The organism is Luteitalea sp., assembly GCF_022842525.1.
GTDB lineage: Bacteria > Acidobacteriota > Vicinamibacteria > Vicinamibacterales > Vicinamibacteraceae > Luteitalea.
Genome location: NZ_JALHPM010000094.1, coordinates 1 through 26,049, shown reverse-complemented (window position 1 = coordinate 26,049; position 26,049 = coordinate 1). Strand labels below are relative to the sequence as shown.

Annotated in this window: 22 protein-coding genes and 1 tRNA gene; 6 read left to right on the top strand and 17 right to left on the bottom strand. The window is 68.9% G+C overall.

From position 1 onward, the window contains the following. The 11 genes from Q0C41_RS18100 to Q0C41_RS18050 all read right to left on the bottom strand — a co-directional run. Positions 1–302 (bottom strand): hypothetical protein (locus tag Q0C41_RS18100; RefSeq protein ID WP_291985985.1); only part of this gene is annotated, 302 nt, incomplete at its 3' end. Between the two features lie 154 nt (positions 303–456). Beyond that, complete coding sequence (gene nusA / locus Q0C41_RS18095) at positions 457–1,788, bottom strand: transcription termination factor NusA (protein ID WP_291985983.1); 1,332 nt, start codon at positions 1,786–1,788, stop codon at positions 457–459. A gap of 6 nt (positions 1,789–1,794) precedes the next feature. Continuing rightward, entirely contained in the window at positions 1,795–2,304 is a 510-nt protein-coding gene (rimP, locus tag Q0C41_RS18090) for a ribosome maturation factor RimP (RefSeq protein ID WP_291985981.1), read from the bottom strand. 249 nt (positions 2,305–2,553) lie between these two features. Further along, positions 2,554–3,996: a 30S ribosomal protein S12 methylthiotransferase RimO gene (rimO, locus tag Q0C41_RS18085; RefSeq protein ID WP_291985979.1), complete on the bottom strand. Its 1,443-nt coding sequence runs from the start codon at positions 3,994–3,996 to the stop codon at positions 2,554–2,556. Positions 3,997–4,185: 189 nt separating this feature from the next. Then, positions 4,186–5,484, bottom strand: a complete 1,299-nt coding sequence (asnS, locus tag Q0C41_RS18080) for an asparagine--tRNA ligase (protein WP_291985977.1) — start codon at positions 5,482–5,484, stop codon at positions 4,186–4,188. Between the two features lie 71 nt (positions 5,485–5,555). Next, positions 5,556–6,419, bottom strand: a complete 864-nt coding sequence (locus Q0C41_RS18075; RefSeq protein ID WP_291985975.1) for a sugar phosphate isomerase/epimerase — start codon at positions 6,417–6,419, stop codon at positions 5,556–5,558. 26 nt (positions 6,420–6,445) lie between these two features. Then, positions 6,446–7,447 carry a phosphotransferase gene (locus Q0C41_RS18070; RefSeq protein WP_291985972.1) on the bottom strand — a complete coding sequence of 334 codons (1,002 nt, stop codon included), beginning with the start codon at positions 7,445–7,447 and terminating at the stop codon, positions 6,446–6,448. Between the two features lie 110 nt (positions 7,448–7,557). Continuing rightward, positions 7,558–8,448, bottom strand: a complete 891-nt coding sequence (locus tag Q0C41_RS18065; RefSeq protein WP_291985970.1) for a sugar phosphate nucleotidyltransferase — start codon at positions 8,446–8,448, stop codon at positions 7,558–7,560. Then, entirely contained in the window at positions 8,445–8,987 is a 543-nt protein-coding gene (locus tag Q0C41_RS18060) for a class IV adenylate cyclase (RefSeq protein ID WP_291985969.1), read from the bottom strand. The genes Q0C41_RS18065 and Q0C41_RS18060 overlap by 4 nt, the downstream gene beginning before the upstream one ends. Beyond that, on the bottom strand, positions 8,987–10,531 hold the full coding sequence (locus tag Q0C41_RS18055; RefSeq protein ID WP_291985967.1) for a trypsin-like peptidase domain-containing protein: 1,545 nt from the start codon (positions 10,529–10,531) through the stop codon (positions 8,987–8,989). Before Q0C41_RS18055 ends, Q0C41_RS18060 begins: the two co-directional genes overlap by 1 nt. 42 nt (positions 10,532–10,573) lie before the next feature. Then, positions 10,574–11,758 (bottom strand): Xaa-Pro peptidase family protein, encoded by a 1,185-nt coding sequence (locus tag Q0C41_RS18050; protein ID WP_291985966.1) that lies wholly within the window; start codon positions 11,756–11,758, stop codon positions 10,574–10,576. Positions 11,759–11,990: 232 nt separating this feature from the next. Between Q0C41_RS18050 and Q0C41_RS18045 the strand changes: the two genes are divergently transcribed. After that, the gene (locus tag Q0C41_RS18045) at positions 11,991–14,555 is read left to right on the top strand and encodes a VWA domain-containing protein (protein ID WP_291985964.1); all 2,565 of its coding nucleotides are present in this window, start codon (positions 11,991–11,993) and stop codon (positions 14,553–14,555) included. A 9-nt stretch (positions 14,556–14,564) separates the two neighbouring features. Further along, the gene (locus Q0C41_RS18040) at positions 14,565–14,975 is read left to right on the top strand and encodes a hypothetical protein (protein WP_291985962.1); all 411 of its coding nucleotides are present in this window, start codon (positions 14,565–14,567) and stop codon (positions 14,973–14,975) included. A gap of 9 nt (positions 14,976–14,984) precedes the next feature. Here Q0C41_RS18040 and Q0C41_RS18035 read toward each other — a convergent pair whose 3' ends face one another. Together Q0C41_RS18035 and glgP are read right to left on the bottom strand one after the other, a co-directional pair. After that, positions 14,985–15,443, bottom strand: coding sequence for a hypothetical protein (locus Q0C41_RS18035; RefSeq protein ID WP_291985961.1), 459 nt, complete (start codon positions 15,441–15,443; stop codon positions 14,985–14,987). 123 nt (positions 15,444–15,566) lie between these two features. Further along, positions 15,567–17,705 (bottom strand): alpha-glucan family phosphorylase, encoded by a 2,139-nt coding sequence (gene glgP / locus Q0C41_RS18030; protein WP_291985959.1) that lies wholly within the window; start codon positions 17,703–17,705, stop codon positions 15,567–15,569. Positions 17,706–17,865: 160 nt separating this feature from the next. On the opposite strand from glgP, the gene Q0C41_RS18025 reads away from it, so the two are divergent. After that, on the top strand, positions 17,866–18,984 hold the full coding sequence (locus tag Q0C41_RS18025; protein ID WP_291985957.1) for a N(4)-(beta-N-acetylglucosaminyl)-L-asparaginase: 1,119 nt from the start codon (positions 17,866–17,868) through the stop codon (positions 18,982–18,984). Beyond that, entirely contained in the window at positions 18,981–20,525 is a 1,545-nt protein-coding gene (locus tag Q0C41_RS18020) for a serine hydrolase (RefSeq protein WP_291985954.1), read from the top strand. Before Q0C41_RS18025 ends, Q0C41_RS18020 begins: the two co-directional genes overlap by 4 nt. 19 nt (positions 20,526–20,544) lie before the next feature. Here Q0C41_RS18020 and Q0C41_RS18015 read toward each other — a convergent pair whose 3' ends face one another. The 3 genes from Q0C41_RS18015 to Q0C41_RS18005 all read right to left on the bottom strand — a co-directional run bounded on the left by Q0C41_RS18015 (position 20,545) and on the right by Q0C41_RS18005 (position 21,629). Further along, complete coding sequence (locus Q0C41_RS18015; RefSeq protein ID WP_291985952.1) at positions 20,545–20,949, bottom strand: hypothetical protein; 405 nt, start codon at positions 20,947–20,949, stop codon at positions 20,545–20,547. A 36-nt stretch (positions 20,950–20,985) separates the two neighbouring features. Beyond that, positions 20,986–21,234 (bottom strand): hypothetical protein, encoded by a 249-nt coding sequence (locus tag Q0C41_RS18010; protein ID WP_291985949.1) that lies wholly within the window; start codon positions 21,232–21,234, stop codon positions 20,986–20,988. Between the two features lie 308 nt (positions 21,235–21,542). Continuing rightward, positions 21,543–21,629, bottom strand: a tRNA-Leu gene (locus Q0C41_RS18005). Between the two features lie 174 nt (positions 21,630–21,803). Here Q0C41_RS18005 and sppA point away from each other — a divergent pair. Beyond that, positions 21,804–23,543 carry a signal peptide peptidase SppA gene (gene sppA / locus Q0C41_RS18000; RefSeq protein ID WP_291985946.1) on the top strand — a complete coding sequence of 580 codons (1,740 nt, stop codon included), beginning with the start codon at positions 21,804–21,806 and terminating at the stop codon, positions 23,541–23,543. Positions 23,544–23,749: 206 nt separating this feature from the next. Here sppA and Q0C41_RS17995 read toward each other — a convergent pair whose 3' ends face one another. Further along, positions 23,750–25,669 (bottom strand): peptidyl-prolyl cis-trans isomerase, encoded by a 1,920-nt coding sequence (locus tag Q0C41_RS17995; RefSeq protein ID WP_291985944.1) that lies wholly within the window; start codon positions 25,667–25,669, stop codon positions 23,750–23,752. Positions 25,670–25,841: 172 nt separating this feature from the next. Between Q0C41_RS17995 and Q0C41_RS17990 the strand changes: the two genes are divergently transcribed. Then, positions 25,842–26,049 (top strand): hypothetical protein (locus Q0C41_RS17990; protein WP_291985941.1); only part of this gene is annotated, 208 nt, incomplete at its 3' end.

Genomic DNA, 26,049 nt, shown 5'->3' with positions numbered 1-26,049 from the left:
GCCTCCTCGGAGGACGCAGGCGAGGCCGACGGCGCGCCGGGCACCTTCAGGGCCTTGACGAGCCGGGGCGGCGGCAACGGCGCCGCCTTGGGCGGTTCCGGCAGCGCCGGGCCCTTGCCCGGCTGCTTCTTCCCGGCGCCGGGGCGCTGGGGCGGACCCTCGTTGAACATCTGCGCGGCAGGCGGGAGCGAGATATTGCGCTTGCGCGCGTGTCGCTCCACGAACTGCCTGGCCACCACCTCTTCGATGGTGCTCGAGGCCGAACGCACCTCGATACCCGCCTCCACCTTCAGGAGATCCATGACCTCCTGGCTGGGTGCGTTCAGCAGTTCCGCGACTTTGTAGATCCGGACAGTCGACAACGTGTCCCCTTCGTTCTAGGCCAGCCTCCGACCGCGCTTCTCAGCCCTGGTCGGCCAATCTCTCCCCCAATGCCGCAGTGGCAAAGGGCGAGTACTACTCCTGCTCGCGGGTCTCGGCGCCGTCGGCGTCGGGACTCGTCTCGAGTGCGACCGGCGACGCATCGCCAGCGGACTCGTCGCTCTCCGGCACATCCTCGCCGGGCGCGGCGGTCTCCGCCTCGACCGGCTCGGTGGCCGTGTCGGCGCCCATGTTCGGATCGAACAGGGCGTCCATGGCCGCGGCGCCCGTGAGGGGCATCTCGGCCTGACCCTCGGCGACGGCGTTCCAGTCGAACCCCGCCAGCTGGGCCTCCACTTCCTTGCGCTTCTCTTCTTCGCTCTTGATGTCGATCTTCCAGCCGGTCAGCTTGGCGGCCAGTCGCACGTTCTGGCCCTTCTTGCCGATCGCGAGCGACAACTGCTTGTCCTCGACCACCACTTCCATCACGCGGTCCTGGTCGTCGACGATCGTCACGCGCTGCACGCGGGCCGGGCTGATGGCGTTCATCACGAACTCGACCGGATCGTCCGAGTACTCGACGATGTCGATCTTCTCGCCGCGCAACTCGCGGATGATCGCCTGCACGCGCGTGCCCTTCATGCCGACGCACGCGCCGACCGGGTCGACGTCGCGCTCGCGGCTGTAGACCGCCACCTTGGCGCGGTCGCCCGCCTCGCGCACGGCCCCGCGAATCATCACCGTGCCGTCGTAGATCTCGGGGACTTCCTGCTCGAACATCTTCACCAGCAACGCCGGGTCGGTGCGCGACAGGATGACCTGCGGTCCCTTGAGGTTCTCGTTGACGTTCTTGATCACCGTCCGCACGCGGTCGCCGATGGCGTAGTTCTCGGCGCGGGACTGCTCCTTGCGCGGCAGGCTCGCTTCGATGCGCCCGAGCTCGACAATGATGTCGCCCTGCTCGAAACGCTTCACCATGCCGGTGACCACTTCGCCGACGCGCGACGAGAACTCGTCGAAGACGTTGCGCCGCTCGGCCTCGCGGACCTTCTGGAAGATGACCTGCTTGGCCGTCTGCGCGGCGATGCGCCCGAGCTTTTCCTTGCTCTTCGGGAACTCGATTTCATCTTCGAGTTCGATGCCGGCCGCATACTCCTCGCCGTACACGCGGTAGATGTCCTGGGCGTCGCCGAGCGAAATCTCCGTCGCCGGGTTCTCGACCGCCTCGACCACCTTCTTGACCGCGAGGAGCTCGACCTCTCCCGTCTCGTAGTTCAGGCGCGCCTTCAGGTTCTCGCCGTCCTTGCCGTAGGACTTGCGCGAGGCCGTGAGGACGGCTTCTTCGATGGCCGTGATCACGATGGCCGGATCGATGCCGCGCTCCTTGGCGAGCGTCTCAATCGATTGCACGAGCGGGTTGGTACTCATTTGCGTCTAGAACTCCACCTCGAGGCGGGCCCGACTGATCTCCGCGAAGGGGATGCGTCGCTCCTTGCGACGACCCACTTGCAGGATGACGGCCTCATCCTCCACGCCGGCAATCCGGCCTTCGAAATGCGTCTGACCCTCGACACCTGTCGGCACCACCAGCTTCACGAGCCGACCACTGAACCGCCGATAGTCATCGGCGTGGCGCAGCGGCCGGTCGAGGCCCGGTGACGACACCTCGAGGGTATAGGCGTGGTCGAGCACGTCCTCGACGTCGAGAATCGTGCTCAGGTCCGTGCTCACCCGCTGACAGTCCTCAATCCCGATGGACTGCTCCGGTGTCTCCACGGCCACGGCACCGTCGGCATCGCGCTGCAGCCGTCGATCGATGACGACACGCAGCACCCAGCCACTCGACTCCCGCCGCAGCTGGATGTCGAAGATGTCGAGCCCGCAGGATCCGGCAACCCTCTGGGCCGCCGTCCGGACGCGCTCCAGGCGCGTATCGGTTGTCACGTCGACGAGACAGCGACCCCTGAAACACAAAAAGTGGGCAAAGCGGCCCACTCCGGAAGGGTAGCCTGAACTCCAATCGAGGACTGTAGCACGGATGGAGGGCCGCGCGGTAGGCCCCTGGATGAGCCCGCCGGGCCTCTCCGCGGCCGGCGCACTGCCGCGATGCGGCGATGCCGCAATGCCGAACATCCCGCGTCCTACCCGCCTTCTCCCTTCGACCTTCTCCCTTGTACCTTCTACCTCGTCCCTTCAGCATTCGGCATGCGGCATGCGGCATGACGAGGTCAGGGCTTCTACCGGTCTCACGATGAGGTCGTACCCCGCCGCGTCGACCACCTCGGCGTCCACGAACGTCCCCGGGGGGTACTCGCTCGGGTCGCAGTCGGTGAAGAACACGACCGGATCCACCTCGGGCGCCTGGCCGGACAGCCGGCCCTGCAGCACCAGCTCGTGCTCGCTCGACGGGCCGTCCACCACGGCGCGGACCCGCTGGCCGATGCGGGCCTTCTGGCGACGCGCGACGATGCGCTGCTGCACCTGCATCACGCGCCGTTGCCGCTTCCGCTTGACCGCCGCCGGCACGTCGTCGACCATCGCCGCGGCCGCCGTGCCCTCTTCGTGGGAGTACGTGAAGACGCCCACGTGGTCGAACTCGATGGTCTTGACGAAATCGACCAGCTCGTCGACGTCCGCCTCGGTCTCCCCCGGGAACCCGACGACGAAGGTGGTCCGCAGGGTCACGCCAGGCAGTGCGTGCCGGAGGTGGGCGAGCAGGGCCTCGTAGCTCTTGCGCGTACCCGGCCGCCGCATCCGCTTCAGCATCGCCGCCGAGGCGTGCTGCAACGGCAGGTCCACGTAGCGGACGACCTTCTCGCACGCCGCCATCGCCTCGATCGTGTCGGCCGTGATCGTGGTGGGGTAGAGGTAGAGCAGCCGGATCCACTCCAGCCCCTCGATGGCATTGAGCGCCCGCAGCAGGCGACCGAGCGCGCCACGGTCCTGCCGATCGCGATCGATGCCGTAGAACGTGGTGTCCTGCGACACCAGGAGCAGTTCCTTGACGCCGCGGGCCGCCAGGGCGCGGGCTTCGGCCACGACTGAGCCTTCCTCCCGGCTCCGATAGGCGCCGCGCAGCTTCGGGATGATGCAGAAGGCGCAGTTGTAGTCGCAGCCCTCGGCGATCTTCACGTAGGCGTAGTGCCCCGGCGTGGTCAGGCGGCGCGGCGTCGCCGCGTCGTAGAGGTAGGTCGGGAGCGGCGCATCGGCGTCGCGATGTCTCGCCGACAGTTTCTCGGCCTCGCCATCCGCGTTGCGTCGGAACAGGCCCACGGTGGCCGGCGCCGACGGCGCCCCGTCGATGGCGCCGACGATGGCGTCCACCTCGCCGGTGCCGAGCACGGCGTCGATCTCGGGGATCTGCTCGCGCAGTTCCTCACGGTAGCGTTCCGCCAGGCAGCCCGTGACGACGAGCCGCCGGGCCCGGCCGCCCGTCTTGTGCTGGGCCATCTCGAGGATGGTGTTGATGGACTCCTGCTTGGCCGAGTCGATGAAGGCACACGTGTTGACCACGAGCACGTCGGCGTCTGCCGCGTCTCCCGTGATCTCGTGCCCGGCGCGCTCGGCGAGTCCCAGCATCACCTCGGAGTCGACGAGGTTCTTGGGGCAGCCGAGTGAAATCAGACCAATCTTCATTAGTGCCTAGTGCCTGAATGCCCAATGGCGACGTCGCGCGTCGAGCTGAAGCTCGACGCCTACAGTCGTGTCCGGAGGACTCGATTCATTGCCAAACGTCGCCGCTGCAGCCGCGACCCGTCCTGGGGCTCGACCGCTCCGCGGACGGCTGTAGCCGTCGACCTCCAGGTCGACGGACCAACCCGCCCGTCACGGATACAACCGATACAACATCCGCGGATACGGAATGGTTTCGCGGACGTGCTCGAGGCCGCAGATCCAGGCCACCACCCGCTCGATGCCCATGCCGAAGCCGGCGTGGGGCACCGAACCGAAGCGGCGCAGGTCGAGATACCACTCGAAGGCTTCCTGCGGCAGATCGTGGTCCTTGATCCGCTGCAGCAGCAGGTCGTAGTCGTCGAGGCGCTGGCCGCCGCCGATGATCTCGCCGTACCCTTCCGGCGCGAGCATGTCCACGCACAGCGCGAGATCGAGCTGCGCCGGGTCCGGCTTCATGTAGAAGGCCTTCACCGCCGCCGGGTACCGATGCACGAGGACCGGGCGGTCGAACTGCCCCGACAGCACGGTCTCGTCGGTACCGCCAAAATCACCACCCCACTCGACGGGCATGCCGGCGCCCTTGAGCCGCTCGATGGCCTCGGTGTACGAGATCCGCGGGAATGGCGTCGTCACCGTCTCGAGCTTCGAGGTGTCGCGCTCGAGCTGGGCCAGTTCAGGCCGCCGCTTGTCGAGCACCCGGGCGACCACCGATTCCACCAGCTGCTCGGCCAGGTCCATGGTGTCGTCGAGGGTGGCGTAGGCGACCTCGGGCTCGACCATCCAGAACTCGGTCAGGTGGCGGCGGGTCTTGCTCTTCTCGGCCCGGAACGTCGGCCCGAAGGCGTAGACCTTGCCGAGGGCCATGGCGTTGGCCTCGTTGTACAGCTGGCCGCTCTGCGTCAGGTAGGCCGTCGTGTCTTCGAAGTACTGGACCGGAAACAGCGTGGTCGTGCCTTCGCAGGCCGACGGCGTGAAGATCGGCGTGTCGGCGAGGATGAAGCCCCGGCTGTTGAAGAAGTCGCGGACGGCATCGATGATCTCGTGCCGCACGCGCAGCACCGACTGCTGACGCTGCGAGCGGATCCACAGGTGCCGCCGGTCCATCAGGTAGTCCACGCCGTGTTCCTTCGGCGTGATGGGGTAGTCCACCGAGTCCCCGACCACGGTGAAGCCCGTGCCCGTCAGCTCGTAGCCACCCTTGGCGCGCGCGTCGGCCCGGACCCTGCCGGTGACGATGATCGCGGTTTCCTGCGAGAGGTGGTCTGCCTTGGCGAACAGCTCCTCGCCGATGTCGGCCTTCGACATCACCACCTGGATGAAGCCGGTGCCATCGCGGACGATCAGGAAGTGGATCTTCCCGCTGGAGCGTCGGTTGTGGAGCCAGCCCCGGAGGGTGACGTCCTGGCCGTCGAACTGGGCGATGTCCTGGATGTAGGCAACGGGCGGCATCAGAACTCCAAAGTATGACGGAGAAGGCCCGGGAGGCCAACTGACGCGGCCCTCCCCAACGACGCGGGCGGTCAGTCGTCGCCGAAGGGGAACGTCGTGTCGCCGAGCAGCGATTCCAGCCGGCGGCGCACTGCCCCGGCCCGCCGCAGCGTGGTGAGCGGACCGTCGGCAGCCGCGGCGAGCTCGAACATCAGGGTGCTGTCGTACCCGACCTTCTGGAACGCGATGAGCAGCTCCGGCCAGTCGATCACCCCGTCGAAGGGCAACAGGTGGTCGTCCTTGCGGCCGCCGTTGTCGTGCAGGTGCGTGGTCACGAGGTAGCCGGCCACCGTCTCCAGCGCGTCCACCACATCGCCCTGCAGCCGCGCGTGGCCGACGTCGAGGCAGATGCCCAGCCCGCTCAGGTCCTCCTCCTCGATGAGGCGCACGAGCTGGCGCGCGGTCGAGAGCGCATTGGGGATCACCTCGACCGCGACGCGCACGCCGACCCGCTCGGCCGCCGGCATCAGCACGTCGAGCGTCCGCAGCACGGCGTCGCGCTGGTTGTCGCCCGAGGGCGGCGCGTACTCGTCCGGGACGCCGAGGTGCAGCACGAGATAGGCGTACGGGACGACCGTCGCCAGGTCGAGCGTCTTCAGGCACTCGTCCACGGTCCTGGCCCGCTGGGCGGCCTGTGACGACGCGGTCGAGAACGGCGGGCCCCAGGTCGTGCCGTGGAGGAACTCGGTGATCGGCGCGTGCATGCTGTGCAGCCGTACGCCGCTGGCCGCGCACCACCCGGCGAGGTCTCGCCCGGCCTGGATCTCGTGATAGTCGAAGTGCGACCGGGTGGCGAACACCTCGACGGCGGTGAACCCCTCGGCCGCCATGGCCGCCAGGTGGCCGGGACCCAGCGCCTCGGCGTGGAACAGGTGCGTCGAGAGTCCGAAGTCCACGCGCAGAGTGTACGAAAAAGCCTGCGCTAGCGCATCTCGTCGACGTGCGCCGCGAGCAGGTCGTGCAACCGGCCGAAGGACCGGTACCGCGCGAGATTGGTCCGGACGTACCGCAGCGTACGGGGCATGTACTGGATGTACACGGGATTCTGCTTGGCAGTGGTCTGGTAGCCGAACGTCCCGAGCGCCTTCAGGTTGCGCTGCAGGGACATCACGTCGAACCGCTCGCGGAACTCGGCTTCGCTTTCCGGGCGGTCCGTCAGGGCGAGGAAATAGGCCAGGAGCCAGTTGACGGTCGAATCCGACAGGTCGACATACGAGTCGCGCAGCAACGACGCCAGGTCGTAGGTGTCGGGCCCGAGGCGGGCGTCCTGATAGTCGATCAGGTGCAGCCGCTGCTGGTGCAGCATCAGATTGCGGCTGTGATAGTCGCGATGGCAGAGCACGCGCGGCTCGGCGGCCAGGCGCTCCACGAGCAGGCGCAACTCGACGCGGATGGCCGTCAGCGTGCCTTCGTCCAGTTCGACACCGCGATAGCCGAGAAGATAGTGCTTGAGGAAGAACTCCATCTCCCAGCCGAGCTTCGCCTCGTCGAACGCGATGCCATACGGCAGGTAGGCGTCTGACGCCAGTTCCGCCCCACGGTGCTGCAGCGCGGCGATGAGCCGCACCGCCTCGCGATAGAGCTTGCCGTGCTCCTCCGAACTGGCGAGGCCGAGGTGCGCCTGCAGCGTCACGTCCCCCAGATCCTCGAGCAGCAGCAGCCCGAGGTCGGGCGCTTCGTCGAGGATGTCCGGGACCGGCACGGGCATCTGATCCAGCAGCCGCGTGACGTTGAGGAACGGCAGCGTCTCGTCGAATGCCGACGGGTAGGCGGCCAGCACGGTGGTCGTGCCTTCGGGCGCGATCAGCCGGTAGTAGCGCCGATCCGAGGCGTCGCCCGTCAGCGGCACCACGCGTACGCCGCGGGCGCGCTGCCCGCTTCTTCCGAGATACTGCTCTACACGGTCCTGAAACGAATCGGCCACCAGCTCTGTCCTGTCATGGGTCGGCGCGGCACGGTCGTGCGCGGCCTGCGCGTCGCCGGTGTGTGCCATCGACGCGCCGAGCATGGTAACAGGGGAATGAAGACGGCCGCTTACGCAGTGGTCTGGCTGAGGTGCTGGCCGGCCGCCAGCGGCACGTGTCCCGTGACGACGACATCGTCGAGCACGCACCCGGCCGGCACGTGCGCGCCGGGCCACACGATGCAGTCACGCAGCGAGGCGGTCCCGGCCACGGTGGCGGCGGCATCGATGACGTTGCCGCGAGCATCGGTGCCGAACGCCCGGCAGGTGCGCCGATAGTCCTCCACGGTCCCGACATCGTCGAATCGCGCGTCGAAGACCACGCCACGCACGGCTCCAGGGGTGGCCGCCATCAGCTGCGGATAGAGCTGCGCGACGCTCTCGGCCGGCGTGTCGTCGGGCAGGCCCTCCAGCACCGCGCGCCGCACCAACTGGATGCCGGGATAGTGCACGCTGGGGACCGTACTGGTGCGCGGGACGAACGCCGTGACCGCCCCCTCGGCGTCCAGGACCACACCGCCGTAGCGACCTGGCGCAGGGTGCGGCATCAGCCCGAGCGTCACCAGGGCGCCGCTCCTGGTGTGGGCCTCCCACAACGTGCGCAGCGGGATGTCGCACAGCGTGTCGCCGTTGACCACGAGCACCGTGTCGCCCGCGACCAGCGGCAGCGCATGACGCGGCCCTCCGGCCGAGCCCAGCACGCGGGGCTGCTCCCACGAATAGCGGACGCGCAGGCCGCACTGCGACCCGTCGCCGACCTCGCGCGTGACGGTGTGGGGGAGATGGTGCAGGTTCAGGACCGCCTCCCGGATGCCGGCCTCGGCGAGGCGCCGCAGGATGCGGCACGCCAGGGCCTCGTCGCCCACCGGCATCGCCGGCTTGGCGCGGTACGCGGTCAGCGGACGGAGGCGCGTGCCGAGGCCCGCGGTGAGCACGATGGCGGGCGGCGGCCAGGTGGTCATGCCGGGAACAGCATGTGGGGGCCGAGGCCCAGCGCCGCGCCCCGCTCGGCGTGCAGACGTGAATAGGAGGCCGTCAGGTAGTCGGCCGGCTGGAACCCGAGCGCCTCGGCCAGTGCGGTGATCCGGGCTTCCTGACCTTCGAGTTCGACGAAGATCCCGACCGGTGTCTCGTCGAGGGCGAGGACGCAGGTCGTGTCACCGAACTCCTCGCGGTACTTCTGGTAGCGGAACGCGACGCGATACCCGAGCGCCTCGAAGATGGCGTGCGTCGTGGCCGCATCGCCGGTCCCCGTCTCGAACTCCGGACGGACCTTCATCATCCCCGGCTCGGGTGGCCCCTTGAACGTGATGACCGCGACCTCGCCATCGCGGCGCAGCCGCAGCGCGCAACTGCGCGCGCGCAGGCTGCCGTCCGGCGTGTCGTACAGCGCATCGTCCTGGAGACGACGCGGCCGGAGGGCCGGGAGGCCGAGCGTGCCGATCGCGGCGCGCGCAGCCTCCAGGGTGGGGTACTCCAGCTTGATCTCGCGCTCGACCACTAGTCCTTGCGGATGGCGAAGCCGAGCTCCTGCCCGCCGCGCAGCACGAGGATGCGGGCGAGACGTCCGCTCGGGATGGCCTGCAGCTTCTTGTTGGCGTCGGTGGCGCTGGTCACGGCCTGACCGTTGACCTGCGTGATGACGTCGAAGCGGCGAAGCCCGCCCTGCGCCGAGGCGCTCCCGGGATCGACGTCGGTCACGAGGGCGCCGCTCGTGCTGCGCGGCAGTTCCAGGCGACGGGCGATGTCGGGCGTGATGTCGTCCAGCTGGATGCCGAAGCCGGCCGACTCCTCGACCGTGCTCTCTTCTTCTTCCGCCACGCCGCCGGCCTCGGCCTCGAGATTGAGCTCGCCGATCGTGACGTTGATCGACTGGCTCTTGCCGCCATCACGGAGGACCTTGACGGGCACGGTCGTGCCGGGCCGCGTGCGCGTGACCATCTCGACCAGCTGGTCGCGGTTCTTCACCGGCTTGCCGTTGAACTCGACGATGACGTCCAGCGCCTTCAGGCCGGCGCGGGCCGCCGGGCCCCCGGCGGTGACGGCGGTGACGAATGCGCCGCTGCGGTTGGTGAGACCGAGGTCCTCGTAGGCCTCGGCGCCGACCGGCTGGACCTGAACGCCGATCATGCCGCGCGTCACCTTGCCGGTCCTCAGCTGCGGGACGAGTTCTCGCACGAGGTTGATCGGCACGGCGAACCCGATGCCCATGTTGGACGCCTGGGCACGGTCGCTGAGGATGGCCGTGTTGATGCCGACGACCTCGCCGCGGACGTTGAGCAGCGGCCCACCGGAGTTGCCCGGGTTGATGGCCGCGTCGGTCTGCAGCATGTTGACGCTGCGCGCCGGTGCCACCGGGAACGGCCGACCGAGCGCGCTGATGACGCCGACGGTGACCGTGTGATTGAAGTTGAACGGGTTGCCGATGGCGACGACGAAATCGCCCGGCTGCATCTGATCGGAATCCCCGAACCTGACCTGCTGGAGCTGCCCGGCCGGCTTCTTGACAAGCTGGATGAGGGCGCTGTCGGTGAGCGGGTCGCGGCCGACGATCTTGGCCTCGAACTCGAGGTCGCCGTCGTCACCGTAGAACGCCACTTCGATCTTGTTGGCGTTCTCGACGACGTGATTGTTGGTGAGGATCAGGCCCTCGGCGGCGTCGATGATGAAGCCGGTGCCGGCGCCCTGCGACTGCGGCTGCTGGCGCTGTCGCGGACGCGCGCCCGGGGCCTGCCGCTCCTGATCCGGGAAGAAGCGGCGGAGCAGGTCATCGCCGCCGAAGAACTCGGTGAGTTCCTCGGTCCGCGGCGTCGACTCGGTGCGGATGTTGACCACGGCGGGCGACATCTCGCGGGCGATGGTGCGGAACGTCGTCGCGTCGATGGCGCCCGTGATGGGGGCGCTGTTGGCGGGCGGCGCGGTCGTCAGCGGCTGCGCCGAGGACGTCGGCGACAGGTCGAGCCTCGCCGCGAGCACCATGCCGATCGCCACCGAGGCGATGGCCAGCAGTACGGCGTAGAAGAGAGTGGTCTTGCGAGTGGACATGTGATCTCCGTACAGCGCTTCGAAGGTGCTCAGGGCACGGGCTCAGTGTGCCAAAGCCGTGATGGCCGCCTGCCGCGGTCCGGTGACACGCGCCTCGGTACCCATGATGACGACGTTGATCTCGGTGCGGACCCCGAACGTCGGAAAATAGAGGCCTGGCTCGATGGTGAAGCCGGAGCCGGCCAGCAACTGCCGCTCGTCGCGCGTCTCGTAATCGTCGAGGTGGGCGCCATTCCCATGGACGCTTTCCCCGAGACTGTGGCCGGTGCGGTGCAAGATCACGTCCGCGTAGCCGGCCTCGATCAGCACGGCGCGGGCCGCCGCATCGACCTCGAAGCCGCGGGCGAACCGGCCGGCATCGAGCGCCGCCTGGACCGTCGTGACGGCGGCGTCCCTGGCCTGCGCAATCGTGGCAAACGCCCGCGCCATCTCGGCGGGCACCTCGGCCCCCGTCCAGGCCATCCAGGTGATGTCGGCGTAGACCGAGCCCGGCGCGTCCTGCTTGCCCCACAAGTCGAGCAATACCAACTGGTTGGGGCCAATCGCGTCGTGCGACGTCGCGGTCGGCAGGTAGTGGGGATTGCCCGCGTTGGCCAGCACCGCGACCACCGGCGGGTCCGAACTGACCAGTCCTTCCTCGGCAAACCAGCCCACCATCTGCTGCTGGAGGGCGTACTCGGTGGTGCCCGGGCCGCCGGCGGCAATCTGCCGCAGCACCTCGAAGGCGCGGTCCTTGATGCGGTGCAGGGCGTCCGAGGCGGCGACATGCGTCGCGATCTGCGCCGGCGACCAGACCGCCTCGAACTGCTGCACGAGGTCGCCCGACGAGACGACCTCCACTCCACGCTGCCGCACCGACTCGATGGTGCCGGCGTCGACCCGGGACAGGTACGGGATGTTGCAGCCCGCCGAGTACTCCATCGCGACGCGCGTGGCACCGGCCAGCAGGGCGTCCAGCCCGTCGTCCAGCGACCGCCGGCCCGCGTAGGGCTGCATCGTGCCCGGCAGGTGGTCCAGGTTGTGCCGCTCGATCGCGTGGACCAGGCCACGAGGCGCGCCGGACGCCGGGATGTAGTAGTACCAGCGCCGCGTGGTCATCTTCGGGGCATGCACCAGGCCCGCGAGGGACTGCGCGATCGGATTGGACCCGTGGAAGTCGTAGAGCAGCCAGCCGTCGAGGCCGGCCGCTGCGAGACTCGCCTGGACGGCGGCGATGTCGAGGGGCATCGGGAAAGTATACGGCGGCTGAGCCGTCCGGTTGCGGAGTTGGACGCGGTGCGCGCGGTCCGCGTTCGATCGTCCGGTGACCGGCCCTGGCGCCTGCCTCGACCGCGCGGGCCGCAACCGCGTCTTATAATCCCGAGTTGCCCAGCGCTGATGCCAGCGCACGTTTGGATGCGGCGCGTCCCCCTGCCGGGGCCAGACGCCGCGTGTCCCCGGTACTGCTATGCGTAGATTCGTGTCTTCCACGGCGATGCTCGCGCTGCTGGCCGGTGCCGCCCTCATGGCCCAGCAGGGCAGCGCACAGGCGCCACCACCACCCGCCAGCCCCGCCCCGGCCCAGGGGGCGGCGGCTCAGCCCGCGGCCACCGGTCCCGACGGCGTGCAGCGCCCGACCTTCCGCGCCCAGATCGACTACGTCGAGGTCTCGGCCATCGTCACCGACGACGACGGCAACCTGGTCAGGGACCTGACCAAGGGCGACTTCGAGATCCTGGAGAACGGCAAGCCCCAGACCGTGTCGGTGTTCACGCCGGTCAACATCCCCTTCGAGCAGCCCGCGCGGACGCTCATCGAGGGGCGGCCGCTGAAGTTCGACGTCGCGTCGAACCAGGGCGCCCGTGATGGCCGCGTGTACGTCCTCGTGCTCGACGACTACCACATCGGTGGCCTGCGCGCGAACCAGGTCAAGGTCGCGGCGAAGGAATTCATCGAGAAGCACGTCGCGGCCAACGATCAGGTCGCGGTCATCCACGCCAGCGGTCGCAGCAACGCGTCGCAGGAGTTCACCACCAACAAGGACCTGATGCTGGCCTCGATCGACAAGCTGATCGGGATGAAGCTGCGGTCCTCGACGGTCGAGAAGCTGACCGACTACCGCAATCGCGTCGAGTACCTCAACGCGCTGCAGAGTGTCGCCGGCGACGAATCGCAGGCCCGCGACAAGGCCCTCGACATGCTCGACCCCGAGCGTGCCTACTTCGCCCGCTCGTCGATGGAGACGCTGCGCAACCTGTCGCGACTGCTCGAGACGGTCAACGGCAGCCGCAAGTCGGTGCTGCTGTACAGCGAGGGCATCGACTACAACATCACCGACATCATGGGCAGCAACGGGTCGCGGTTCTCGAGCGACGTCCTGTTCGCCATGCGCGACGCCATCGGCGCCGCCACCCGCAGCAACGTCGCCTACTACACCATCGACCCCCGCGGTCTGGTCGGCATCTCGGACGACGAGATGGACATGCAGGCGCCGCCGCAGGACGTGACCCTGGGGCTCAATCCCTGGAACGTGCGTGACGAACAGCGCCTGGCGCAGATGAGCCTGATGTCGCTCGCCGAGGAAACCGGCGGGGCGTGGTCGGTCAACAGCAACGACTTCACGAAGATCTACGACCGGGTCGTCCGCGACAGCAGCACCTACTACCTGCTCGGCTACTACCCGACCGACGATCGGCGCAACGGCAGTGTCCGCCGCATCCAGGTCAAGGTCAACCGCAAGGACGTCAAGGTCTTCGCCCGCAAGGCCTACCAGGCGCCGAAGGAGAAGGACGAGAAGAAGTTCGCCGAGTCGGCAGCCGGGACGTCGCCCGAGGTGCGCACCGCGCTCAACTCGGCGCTTCCCACGCCTGGCCTCAACCTCACGGTCCATGCCGCACCCTTCAAGGGCACCAACAAGACGTCGTCGGTGGCCGTGACGGTGCAGGTCGAAGGAGAACGGCTGGCGTTCAAGGAGGCTGGCGAGACGTTCACCAACGGGCTCGAGATCTCCATGATGGCCATGGACCTGCTCGGCAAGGTGCCCGACGGCGACCGCGCCAATCTCGATCTCAAGCTGCGCAAGCAGACGCGCGACCTGATGACGCAGACGGGGCTCCGATCGGTGGCGACCCTCGACCTTCCGCCGGGGCGCTATCAGCTGCGCGTCGCCGCGCGCGAGACCAACAACGGCATGCTCGGATCGGTCTTCACCGACCTCGAGGTGCCCGACTTCTCGTCCGAGCCGCTCAGCATGAGCGGCATCCTCCTGTCGTCCAGCGGCGCCAGCCTGACGCCCACGCCGCGGATGGAGGAGGAGCTCAAGAAGCTGCTGCCGGCGCCGCCGACCACGACGCGCGGGTTTGCCACCATCGAGTCGCTCTTCGGATACGCGGACGTGTACGACTCGCTGCAGCCGGCGCACAGCGTCGACGTCAGCACCACGGTGACGCGCGTCGACGGCACGAAGGTGTTCACGACCACCGAGGAGCGCAAGTCCTCGGAGTTCGGTGGCAGCAAGGGCGGCGGCTACGGCGTCCAGTTCGAGGTGCCGCTCAAGGACTTCGAGCCCGGGCTCTACATCCTCAAGGTGGAAGCCAAGCCGCGCCTCAACAAGCCGGCCGTGTCACGCGAGCTGACCTTCGCGGTCTACGGACCACCGACGGCGGAGACCAGCGCCTCGGCCACCCGCATCGTGCCCATCGCACACGGGCCGTTGAGCAATGGCTCGACCGCGCGCGAGTCCGTGGTGCGCAACCCCGAGGACTGGGGCGCCCTCTGGGCGTCGCTACCGACGCGGCAGGCAGCACCGCAGGTGGCGTTCGACCAGATGATGGTCGTCGGGGTCTTCGTCGGCAACCGGCCCACGACGGGGTACAAGGTGGAGATCACCGGTGCGCGCAAGGATGGCGAGGCGCTGGTGATCCAGTGGCGTGAGGTGCCGCCGGCCGAGGGCTCCTCGGTCAACGCCACGGTGACGTCGCCGTTCGCGGTGGCGGGGTTGCCGCGGCACGACGGCCCGGTGCGCTTCGAAAAGGCCGGGAGCTAGCCGACGCGCATGTCGACGCTCGCCTCTCCCTCTCCGCCACGGGCCGTGGCCGCCGCGCCCGAGACCTCACTGGGGGTGAGCCGGCGCAAGGCCTGCGTCTTCGCGTATTCGGCCGGCTGGATTTCCGGCCTGGTCGTGCTGTGGCTCGAGGGGCGGGACGCCGAGACCCGCCGGCACGCGGCCCAGGCCGTCCTCGGCTTCGGTCTGCTGACGCTGCTGGGGGCCGCCTGTCTCGCGCTGGCGGTCCTCGGCATCCTGACGTCGCTCGCCCTGTTCCGCATCGGGCTGTGGGCGGCGCAGGCCGTCGTCCTGGTCGGCGTGGTGCTCTGGGGCTGGTCGCTCGTGCGCGTGGCGTTTGGCGGCAGTCCGCGGTGGCCGCTGATCGGCGCGCGCGCCGCGCGGCTCGCCGCCGTGCCGTAAGTCCGAAACCTAGAGCTCCCCGTTCCACTCCTCGGGTTCGGCGCCGGTGGCCCGGATGATCTCGAGGTGCCACTTGCCGCCACCCCAGGGCTCGATGACCTCCGCGACCACCACATCCACGAGGACCTCGTGGAAGGCACGGGTCTCGGGATCACCCTCGAGGTGATACGCCGGTTCCTCCCACCCGAAGGTCGGATAGAGCACCAGCGTCAGGAACAGGTCGTAGCCGTCGTCCACCACGATGAGCTGGCCGCACGGCCGCTTCATCGTCGAGTGGTAGATGAGGTACTTCTCGGCGCTGTGGGCGCGGATGTAGCGCTTGAGGGCGAACTCGCGCGCGACGATCTCCTCGACGGCGATCTTCTTGTCCCAGCAGTCGCGGCAGTACTTCTCCTCCCCGCGGGGTTCGGAGACGTCCTTCGCGTTGCAGAGCGCGCATCGCAGGGTGGAAGCGGTACGACGAGACATCACGGCATTGTCGCATGGGCCTCCGACAGGGCGTCCCGCTCCTCGCGGGGGGACGCGGACCGCGGGGGCACCGGGACCGCTCAGCGGGTCCCAGTGCCCCTGGTCGGGCGTGTCGTCGCGGGCCTACTTGTGGCGGAGGCTGGCCTCGAACGCGGGGAGGTACATGCGCTCGACGTACTCCTTGAGCATGCGACGCGTGCAGAAGCGCGGGGCGACCGTCTGGATCGACGACTTCACCATCGCCACCCAGCGGTGCGGGATGTCGTCCTCGCCGCGATCGTAGAAGGCCGGGACGACCTCGTTCTCGAGCAGCCGATAGAGCGCATCGGCGTCGGCCGCATCCTGCGCGGCGTTGTCGGCGTGTTCGACGCCCGGATCGATCAGCCAGCCGTTGCCGCCGACGAAGCCCTCGGGCCACCAGCCGTCGCCGATGCTGACGTTGAGCACGCCGTTGGCGGCGGCCTTCATGCCGCTGGTCCCGCTGGCCTCGAGCGGCTTGCGCGGGTTGTTGAGCCACACGTCACAGCCCTGCACCAGGTAGTGCGCGACGTGCAGGTCGTAGTCCTCGACGAAGGCGATGCGGCCACCGAAGCGCGGGTCGAGCGCGCGGCGATAGATCCCCTGCAGGGCGTGCTTGCCGCCCTCGTCGGCCGGGTGGGCCTTGCCGGCAAAGACGATCTGGACGGGACGCTTCGGGTCGTTGAGCAGCCGCGCGAGCCGATCCGGGTCGTGGAAGATCAGATCGGGCCGCTTGTAGGCGGTCATGCGACGAGCGAATCCGATGGTGAGCGCCTTCTCGCCGAGCAGGGTGCCGCCGGCGAGGACGCGGGCCGGCGGGATGTTCTCGCGCACCCAGCGCTCGCGGATCTGCTCGCGCACGAAGTGGTACATGTAGGTGCGCATCTTCTCGCGCGTTCCCCACAGCACGTCGTCCGGAATGGTCTGCACGGCATCCCAGAGCGCGGGCTCGTCGTGGCGGGCGCGCCAGTCGACGGGCAGGTACTCGTCGAGCGTGCGCGTCAGCTCGAGGGACAGCCAGTTGGTCAGGTGGACGCCATTGGTGACGGCCTTGACCGGCTCGTCCTGCGCCGGCAACTCCTGAATCAGCGGCGCCCACATCTCGCGCGTCACCTCGCCGTGCAACTGGCTGACGGCGTTGACGCCCGCGGCACTCCGCATGGCGAGGGCCGTCATGTTGAACAGCGTGCCGCTGCCGTTGTCGTAGCGGCCGAGGGCGAGGAAGTCCTCGCGGTGATCGCCCAGCCCGCCCCAGCACCCCGCCAGGTGGGTTTCCACCATGTGGAAGGGGAAGGCGTCGTGGCCGGCGGGTACGGGCGTGTGCGTCGTGAACACGGTGGTCCGACGGACTTCCGCGTGGGCATCGGCGAACGAGTAGCCCTGTTCGAGCAGCTCGCGGATGCGCTGCAGCACGACGAAGGCGGCGTGCCCTTCGTTGAGATGCCACACCGCCGGGTCGTACCCGAGCGCGCGCAGCACCCGCACGCCACCGATGCCGAGGATGATTTCCTGCTGCACGCGCGTCTCGCGGTCGCCGCCATACAGGCGCGCCGAGAGCTCGCGATCCCACGGCGCGTTCTCGGGCAGGTTCGTGTCCATCAGGTACAGCGAGATGCCCCCCAGCTTGACCTGCCACACCGAGACGAGCACGGTGCGGTTGCCGAGCGGCACCGCGATGACCAGCTCGGTGCCGTCGGCGGCACGAGCGCGGGTCGTCGCGGCGTTCTCCCAGTGCATCTGCTCGTAGTTCTCCTGCTGCCAGCCGTCGGCCGTGACGCTCTGGTGGAAATACCCCTGTGGATACATGAAGCCGATGCCGACGAACGGCAGGCCCAGGTCCGAGGCTTCCTTGCAGTGGTCACCGGCGAGCACACCGAGGCCCCCGGCATAGATCGGCAGCGACTGGTGGATGGCGAATTCGGCGGAGAAGTACGCAATCGGTCGGGTGCGCCCGATGTCGGTGCGCTCGTTCCACCAGGTCTGCTCGCCGACGCGCGCCGCCTGCAGTTGGCGCATGGCCTCGTCGTAGTGGGCGAGGTAGTCGGGATCGGCCGCCGCCTCGGCGAACCGCTCCGGGCTCACGAGGCGCAGCATGCGCACCGGGTTGTGGGCCGTCAGCCGCCACACCTTGTAGTCGAGCCGACGGAACACCTCGCGCGCGTCGCGGTGCCACACCCACCAGAGGTCGGTGGCGAGATCCTGCAGGCCGGCGATGCGATCGGGGAGAACAGGGGAATCGGACATGGTTCCTTCACTCGTCATGCGTACGTGACTCGCATCGGCGGGCCACACCAGTCCCATGAATCCAGCCCCGCGAGGCGGGGGAGGGCGACGGTGCGGGCGCGGGGCGAGGGCCGGGCGCGGGAGCGCCGGCCTGTAGACCAGCTATCGTACACTCTGGCGCATGTCCTCACGCCTCAATCGACGTGACTTCGTCCGCACGGGCGCTGCCGCCGCGGGTCTCGGCCTCACCTCCCGCGTCGACGGTGCGCCGGCGATCCGGCAAGCGCGCCCCAGGCCGGTGGTGATTTCCTCCACCAACGGCCACACACGCACCCATGACGGCACCGAGTCGTGCGTCGTGCGGGCGTTTCGCCTGATGACCGGCGGCACGGACGTCCTCGAGGCCCTCATCGCCGGCGTCAACATCGTCGAACTCGATCCGAAGGACACGAGCGTCGGCTATGGCGGGTTGCCCAACGCCGATGGCGTCGTCCAGCTCGATTCGTGCTGCATGCACGGCCCGAAGAAGCGCGCGGGCGGCGTGGCGGCGCTCGAGGGCGTGCGGACGCCGTCGAAGGTGGCCTACGCCGTGCTGCAGAACACCGACCATCACCTGCTGGTCGGCGCGGGCGCGCAGACCTTCGCGAGGCAGATGGGGTTCACGGTGGAAGCCGACCTCAACACCGAGACGTCGCGGCGCCTGTGGCTGGAGTGGAAGCGCCGCCTCGATCCCGATCATTTCCTCGATCCCGAGAAGCGGGCCGACGCGGCCTTCGACGCGGGACGCTCGATGGTGCGGGATGGCCTCATCGACCCGGCGCACTACTTCGGGACGATCAACTGCAACGGCGTCAACACCCGGGGCGACGTCTGTGGCGTGACCACGACCAGCGGCCTGGCCTGGAAGATTCCGGGGCGCGTCGGGGATTCGCCGATTCTCGGCGCCGGGCTCTACGTCGATGGCGAGGTCGGTGCCGCCGGGTCCACGGGACGCGGCGAAGCCAATCTCTATGGTCTCTGCTCGTACCTGATCGTCGAGCAGTTGCGCCAGGGGAAGTCCCCCAAGGACGCCGGCATGGAAGCCCTGCGTCGGGTGCGCGCCAACACCATCGAGAAGCGGCTCCTCGATCCGAAGGGCACCGGCAATCCCCGCTTCGGTCTGAACTTCTACGTCGTCAACAAGGCGGGCGAGTTCGCCGGGGTGTCGATGTACGAGAGCGACTACGCCGTGTGCACCGAGAACGGGCCGGAGATTCGCAAGACCGAATCACTCATCGCCGGGCGGGAGCCGCAGTGGTGAGGGCGCGGTGCCTGGCCGGCCTGCTGCTGGTGAGCCTCGCCTCGTCGGCGAGCGCCCAGACGGCCGATCGGGCGCCAGCGCTGGCGCCGGCGTTTCCCGAGGTGGATCGCATCTTCACCGACTACGCCCGCGCCGGCCATGTCCCGGGCATGGCCTGGGGCATTCTCGTGGATGGGCGGCTGGTCCACACCGGCACCTTCGGCGTGCAGGACACGACCACCCAGGCGCCGGTGACCGCCGACACCGTCTTCCGCATCGCGTCGATGACCAAGAGCTTCACGGCCGTGGCCATCCTCGCGCTGCGGGATGCCGGCACGCTCTCCCTCGACGACCCTGCCGAGCGGTACGTCCCTGAACTGGCGAGGCTGGCCTACCCGACCACCGACTCGCCCCGCATCACCATCCGCCACCTGTTGTCGCACGCCGCCGGCTTCCCCGAAGACAACCCCTGGGGAGACCAGCAGCTGGCGCTCACGGACGACCAGATGGCGGCGCTGCTGCGGCAGGGCATCCCGTTCTCCAATCCGCCCGGGCTGGCCTACGAGTACTCCAACTACGGGTTCGCCATTCTCGGGCGCATCGTCGCTGCCGTGTCGGGCATGCCGTATCGCGACTACGTGCGGACGCAGGTCCTCGACCCGCTGGGCCTGTCGGCGACCACGCTCGACGCGCCCGCCGTGCCGCCGGGGCGCCTGGCCCACGGCTACCGGTGGGAGGACGAGCGCTGGAAGGAAGAACCCCCGCTGCCCGATGGCGCCTTCGGCGCGATGGGCGGCATGCTGACCTCCCTGCGGGACCTGTCGACGTACGTGGCCTGGATGATGGACGCCTGGCCGGCGCGCGATGGCGCCGAGGTGGGTCCCCTGCGGCGCGCCTCGCGGCGCGAGATGCAGCAGGTGTGGCGCGCCGCGCCCGCCCTGGCCCGGTTCACCCCGACCAGCGGCCTGACCCTGCAGGCGGGCGGCTACGGGTACGGCCTCCGCGTCTCGCAGACCTGTGCCGTGGGCCACATGGTGGCCCACTCGGGCGGCCTGCCCGGCTTTGGCTCGCTGATGCGGTGGTATCCCGAACTTGGCGTCGGCCTCGTCGCCATGGGATCGCTGACCTACACAGCCTGGGCCCCGCGATTCGATGCCGCCGTCGCGGCGCTCGCAAAGACGGGCGCGCTCCGTCCGCGGCAGGCCGAGCCGTCACCGGCGCTGGTCGCCATGCGGGCCGACGTCACCCGTCTCATCCAGCAGTGGGATGACACGCTCGCCGATCGCATCGCGGCGAACAATCTCTATCTCGACACGGCCAGGGAGCGGCGTCGGCGGCAGATCGAGGATCTCCGGGCGCAGCACGGCGAGTGCCGGGCGGACGGGCCGTTCGTGGCAGAGAATGCCCTGCGGGGGGAGTGGGTGATGCCGTGCGAGCGCGGCGCCCTGCGCGTCTCGATCACGCTGGCGCCCATCGTGCCGCCCAAGGTGCAGCACCTGGCGGTGCGCTCGTCGACGACCACCGACGCACCCACGCCCGGCCCGATGACCTGCGTGTACTAGAGGACGGGGACGGCCGCGCTCACCGCTGCTGCACACTCAACGTGATGGCCGTCAGCAGTTCGTCGTCGATCAGCACGTCGAACACGTAGGTGCCGATCTCCGGCACCTCGAGCTCGAGCGGCAGATTGAGCGTGACGGCTGGACGCTCGTCCGTGAAGGCGATCATCTTGTCTGCAGACAGCCCCTCGCTGCCGGACGGGAACCAGCCACGCAGCGACAGGCGCCGCGGTCCACGCACGGCGCCGCCGCGCAGCGTGATCACCGCACGCAGATTCAGGACGAGCGGAGGGGTGTTCGGATCCGAGGGATCATCAATCGCCAGCCCATCGACGATGCCGATGAGGTTGGCCGTGCCGTCGGGCTGCAGATCGATACGCTGGCAGAGCACCGCCAGCGCGACGTAGGGACCGCCTGCCACACTCATCGCGCGAGTGTAGCAGGCAGCATCAGGGGAATGGCGTCAGGACGCCGCGCGCATGGCCTGGCCGCTCGACGTGTGCCAGCCGCGGTTGATCAGCCCATCGCACCAGGACGAGGCCGCCGCCTCCAGCGCTTCCCATTCTTCGAAGACGCGGCTGAGAATCGGCTTCCCGTTCACGAGATATTTGAGTTCCATGCCGAACGGATGCGGGGACACCTCGCACCGGACGAACTGTCCTGCACGGAAGAGCTTCCACAACACACGGCGACGATGAGGGAGCATGCGCATCGGTCGTCTCCTGCTTGGAAGGCATGAGGTGATGCCTTCCGACACCACTCTTTGTGGCAAGACCTGTGCCCGCGCAAAAGTGTGGGTTTGGAGGAGTGTCGCGTCGCACCCGGCCGGCTGCCGCGACGCGTGTCATGAATCGATGCGGAAAAAGATGCCAGTCAGCAGGTTTGAGGGTGGGCAGAGTGCCTCACCCGGACGCTGTGCTGGTGTCGTGTGTCACAACGGGACTCTCGAAGCTCATCGAGAGTCGTGCCCTTGTCTGGCCGCTCGACACTGCAGCGAGCCTGACGTCCAACCGGGGAGGTTGGTGCGGAAGGAGGGACTTGAACCCTCACCGAGTTGCCCCGACAGGTTCCTGAGACCTGCGCGTCTGCCAATTCCGCCACTTCCGCAAGAGGCGCGTGACCGGGCCGGTCACAGACGACGGAGTATACCGCACCTCGCGCCCGAGCGGAAGCGTCCACGCCTGAGGCGGCAAAAATCCGGATGCTATGCTCCTGATCTGGATCCGGCAACATGCTGGCGCGCCCGTGGACTGAGGCCGTCGGCTCTCCAAAGGAACGAGCGTGGCTGTACGTCGAGGCGTGTGGGTGGTGGTCTTCCTGCTGGTGTCGGCTGTCCTCGTGTCGGCGGCGCTGGTGGCCTTCTCGTGGGTCGCGTTCCGGCGTCCCCCCGGTGTGCCGGACAAGGGCGTGCTGGTCCTCTCGGTCCAGGGAGATCTCGAGGAAATCTCGATCAATCCGTTCGACTCGCTGTTCAGTGAGCCCGTCACCGTCCGGAGCCTGACCGAGGCGCTCCGCGCCGCGAAGACCGACCCGCGGATCACCGGGGTGCTGCTCAAGCCCGTCCAGGCGCCAGCCCTGTGGGGCAAGGTGCAGGAACTGCGCGAGGCGCTGCTCGACTTCAAGTCGTCCGGCAAGCCGCTCGTGGCCCTGCTCGAGTTCGCGGGCGACCGCGAGTACGTCCTGGCGTCGGCCGCCTCACGGGTCGTCCTGGTGCCGCCCGGGCAGCTCAACCTGACGGGGCTGGCCAGCTACCAGGTCTTCCTGCGGGGCACCTTCGACAAGATCGGGGCGCAGCCCGACCTGCTGCACATCGGCGAGTACAAGACCGCCGTCAACACCTTCACCGAGACGGGCTTCACGCCGGCGCATCGCGAGATGACCGAGTCGCTGAACCACGACGCCTTCGAGCAGCTCATCGGGGCGGTGGCCGCGTCGCGCAAGAAGTCCGTGGAGGACGTCCGCGGGCTGATCGACCAGGGGCCGATGCTGCCCGACGCGGCCCTTCGGAACGGGCTGGTCGACGACGTCGCGTACTTCGACGAGATCGGCAAGACCAGCGGCCTCGGCGATCGCTTCACCGAACTGCCGCTCGAGCAGTACCTGACGGTCGTGCCGGCCACCCGGGTCAGCCTCAGTGCGCCGCGCGTGGCCGTCATCTATGCCATCGGCACCATCGTGTCCGGCAATGGCGGCACCGGGGCGACGGGGACGGAGGTCGGCTCGGACAAGCTGACAGAGTACATCCGGGACGTGCGCAACGACGACAGCATCAAGGCCGTCGTCCTCCGCGTGGACAGCCCCGGCGGCTCCACGGTGGCCTCCGACGTCATCTGGCGTGAGCTGATGCTGCTGCGCGCGCGCAAGCCGCTGGTGGTCTCGATGTCGGACCTCGCCGCGTCCGGCGGGTACTACATCGCCATGCCGGGCCACGTGATCGTCGCGCAGCCGGGCACGCTGACGGGGTCGATCGGCATCTTCTCGGGCAAGTTCGTCACCGGCGGGACGTACAACAAGCTGGGCATGAACATCGAGGCGGTCAGCGAAGGCAAGTACGCGGAGATGTACTCGCCCAACCGCGTCTTCAACGACGCCGAGCGGGCCAAGATCGAGGAGCAGATGCAGGCCTTCTACGACCAGTTCGTCGAGAAGGTGGCCGAGTCGCGCTCGTCCACGCCCGAGAAGATCGACGCCATCGCTCAGGGACGGGTCTGGACGGGGCGGCAGGCCCGCGAGCGCGGTCTGGTCGATGAGCTCGGCGGCCTGCCACGCGCGCTCGCCATCGCGCAGCAGCGCGCCGGCATCGGCAAGGACGTCGCCGTGCAGGTGGTGACCTATCCGCCCAAGCCCAGCGTGCTCGACGCGCTGACGTCGCTCGGCGGTGCGCAGGGGATGCGCGCCTCGCTGGCCGAGGCGCTGCTCAGCCAGCAGGACCGCGAGACACTGGCCGCGGTCCGCCGGCCGCTGCACATGCTGCGGCGCGGCGAATCGCTCGCCCTGCTGCCCTGGGTGTTCGCGAGGTAGGGGGGAAGGCTCAGGGCTCGGGGCTCAAGGCTAGGCACAGCAGGCTCAGGGCTCAGGGCTCAGGGCTCAGGGGTAGGGCCGGCTCTCCGAGCCGGCCGTCCACACGACAAAGGGCGGGACTGGCCTCACGGCTGGTCCCGCCCTTTGTCGTTCCGGCATTCGGCATTCCGGCGTGCGGCATGCCGCCGAGCCGGAGGCGAGGGGGCCTACGTCGTGAGCCGCTGCAGGACTGCCTGGTCGATGGTGATCCCCATGCCCTGCTTGGCCTTCGTCATGTAACTGGCGAAGAACTGCGACCGCTTCTGCGACGCAAGTTCACGTCGGATGGCATCGCGGTTCGACGCGAGGTCGGCCGCCGGGACGTCCGAGCGGCTCGACACGCGGACGACGACGGCGCCGTTGGGCGTCAGGATCGGGTCGCTCACCGTGCCGACCGGCAGGGAGAACAGCGCCTCGTCTACGGCCGCGCTCGGGCCGACCTCGGGGATGGCCGCGCCGCGCGCCAGGTTCTCGGCGTTGCGCACCGTCAGGCCGGCGGCCTTGGCGGCGGCGCCGAAATCCGCGGCGGACTTCAGGGTGGTCGCCGTGGCGCGGGCCCGGGCGACGGCCAGGTCCTGAGCCTTCTTGCGCTTGAGGTCGGTCGTCGCCCGCTCCTTGACCTCGGCGAGCGTCGGCACGCGGGCGGCTTCACTGCCGGTCACCGTGAGGAAGGCCACGCCCGTCCCGGTCCGCAGCGGCCCGCTCACCTTGCCCTGCTCCAGCGTGAACGCCTGGTCGGAGACCTCCGGCGACGCGCCGAGGCCAGGAATCGGCTCGGTGCGCGTGAAGAACGGCGACTCCTGCACCTTGAGCCCACGCTTGGCGGCCGCCTTGTCGAGGTCGCCCGGGACGGTCACTTCGGTGCCGATGGCCGTCGCGAGGTCCTGCACCCGGGTCTGGGCGCGCTCGAACTTGAGCTGCTCGGTGATCTGCGGCCGCACGCTGTCCAGCGGCTGCACTTCGGCCGCCTTCTTGTCGGTCACCTTGATGATGTGGAAGCCGTACTGGGTCTTCACCAGGTCGCTCACCTGCCCGACGGGCAGGGTGAACGCCGCGGCCTCGAACTCGGGCACCATGCGGCCCTTGCCGAAGAAGTCCAGATCGCCACCCTTGGTCGCGCTGGCGGGGTCCTGCGAGTTGGCCGTCGCGAGCGCGGCGAAGTCGGCGCCGCCCTTGATCTGGGCCAGCAGGGCCTCGGCCTTCGCGCGCACCGCCGCCTCGTCCTTGCCCTCGGTGTTGAGGAGGATGTGGCTGGCGCGGATCTGCTCGGGCTGCGAGTACTGGTCGATGTTCTGCCGGTACGCGCGCTGGATGTCCTGCTCGGGCACGGTGATGTTGTTGCGGATGGCCTGGGCGTCGAGCAGCAGATAGCGGACCTTGCGGCGCTCCCCGATGCGATAGGTCTCCCTGCTCTGCTCGAAGTAGGCCGCCACGTCGGCGTCGCCGACCTGCACCTGGTCGAGGAACGACACCGTGGGGAACGACACGAGGTCCAGCGTCACCTTCTCGGTGCGGCGCTTGTACTCGGCGTCGGCCTCGGCATCCGACACGGTGATCCACTCGGTCAGCGTCGCGCGCATCTTGTCGAGGATCACGCTGTTGCGGATCTCGTCCTCGAACTGCGCCGCGGTGATCGGCGGGCGCTGCAGGCGCAGCAGCTGCCGGTAGCGCTGCTCGCCGATGAACTGCCCGTTCTCCTGGAAGGCCGCGATGCTCATGATGCGTTCGCGCACCTCGACGTCGGTGGCCGAGATGCCCAGGCGCGCCGCTTCGGCCAGCACCGCCTCCTGGTCGATCATCTGCTGCAGCACCTGCCGATCCATGCCGAGCTGGCGCAGCATCGCCGGGCTCATGTTGCCGCCGTAGGCGTTGCGGAACTGCGCCATCTGGGCGTTGTAGGCCCGCGTGAAGTCGTTCACGCTGATGGCGCGGCCCTGCACGGTGGCGACGGCGTCGCTGGTGCCGGCGGTGCCGGCAGGCGGCGACAGGAAGTCGGGCACGTAGAAGAACACGAATGTGAGCACCACGAGGCCGAGGCTCCACTTGAGCCACCCCTGGTGGCGACGCATCCGGTCGAGCATGGTCATACAGTCGTTCTCCGGGGGGCTGACGCGTCTCGGGCCTTCCTCGCGGAAGTGCGCCTCGGTCAGCACAAAGACCCGCCATTATACGGCACTGGATGTGCAAGGCTATGATGTGGGGCGCTCCGTGCCTCCGTGTACACCGCCCCGGCCTCCACCTGACCCGAGTCCCGACGTCGTGAACCTGGCCCTTGGTCTGCCCCGTCTTCCCCGCGCCGCACGCCGCTCTTTGGCGTCCCGCGAGGCGTTGCACGCCTGGCTGCTCGATCTGCAGCGGCCGGCCACCGGGCCAGCTCTTGCACGGTTTATCGTCGCCAGGCTGTCGGAATGGCTGCCACTGGCCAGCTGGACGATCGTCGTGCCGGGCCCGCGCGGACTGGAGCCGC

Coding starts and splice junctions, on each gene's coding strand:
- nusA (WP_291985983.1), bottom strand. CDS start 1,788: ATGAGTACCAACCCGCTCGTGCAATCGATTGAGACGCTCGCCAAGGAG.
- rimO (WP_291985979.1), bottom strand. CDS start 3,996: ATGAAGATTGGTCTGATTTCACTCGGCTGCCCCAAGAACCTCGTCGAC.
- asnS (WP_291985977.1), bottom strand. CDS start 5,484: ATGCCGCCCGTTGCCTACATCCAGGACATCGCCCAGTTCGACGGCCAG.
- Q0C41_RS18065 (WP_291985970.1), bottom strand. CDS start 8,448: ATGACCACCTGGCCGCCGCCCGCCATCGTGCTCACCGCGGGCCTCGGC.
- Q0C41_RS18055 (WP_291985967.1), bottom strand. CDS start 10,531: ATGTCCACTCGCAAGACCACTCTCTTCTACGCCGTACTGCTGGCCATC.
- Q0C41_RS18050 (WP_291985966.1), bottom strand. CDS start 11,758: ATGCCCCTCGACATCGCCGCCGTCCAGGCGAGTCTCGCAGCGGCCGGC.
- Q0C41_RS18040 (WP_291985962.1), top strand. CDS start 14,565: ATGTCGACGCTCGCCTCTCCCTCTCCGCCACGGGCCGTGGCCGCCGCG.
- Q0C41_RS18035 (WP_291985961.1), bottom strand. CDS start 15,443: ATGTCTCGTCGTACCGCTTCCACCCTGCGATGCGCGCTCTGCAACGCG.
- glgP (WP_291985959.1), bottom strand. CDS start 17,705: ATGTCCGATTCCCCTGTTCTCCCCGATCGCATCGCCGGCCTGCAGGAT.
- Q0C41_RS18025 (WP_291985957.1), top strand. CDS start 17,866: ATGTCCTCACGCCTCAATCGACGTGACTTCGTCCGCACGGGCGCTGCC.
- Q0C41_RS18015 (WP_291985952.1), bottom strand. CDS start 20,949: ATGAGTGTGGCAGGCGGTCCCTACGTCGCGCTGGCGGTGCTCTGCCAG.
- Q0C41_RS18010 (WP_291985949.1), bottom strand. CDS start 21,234: ATGCGCATGCTCCCTCATCGTCGCCGTGTGTTGTGGAAGCTCTTCCGT.
- Q0C41_RS17995 (WP_291985944.1), bottom strand. CDS start 25,669: ATGACCATGCTCGACCGGATGCGTCGCCACCAGGGGTGGCTCAAGTGG.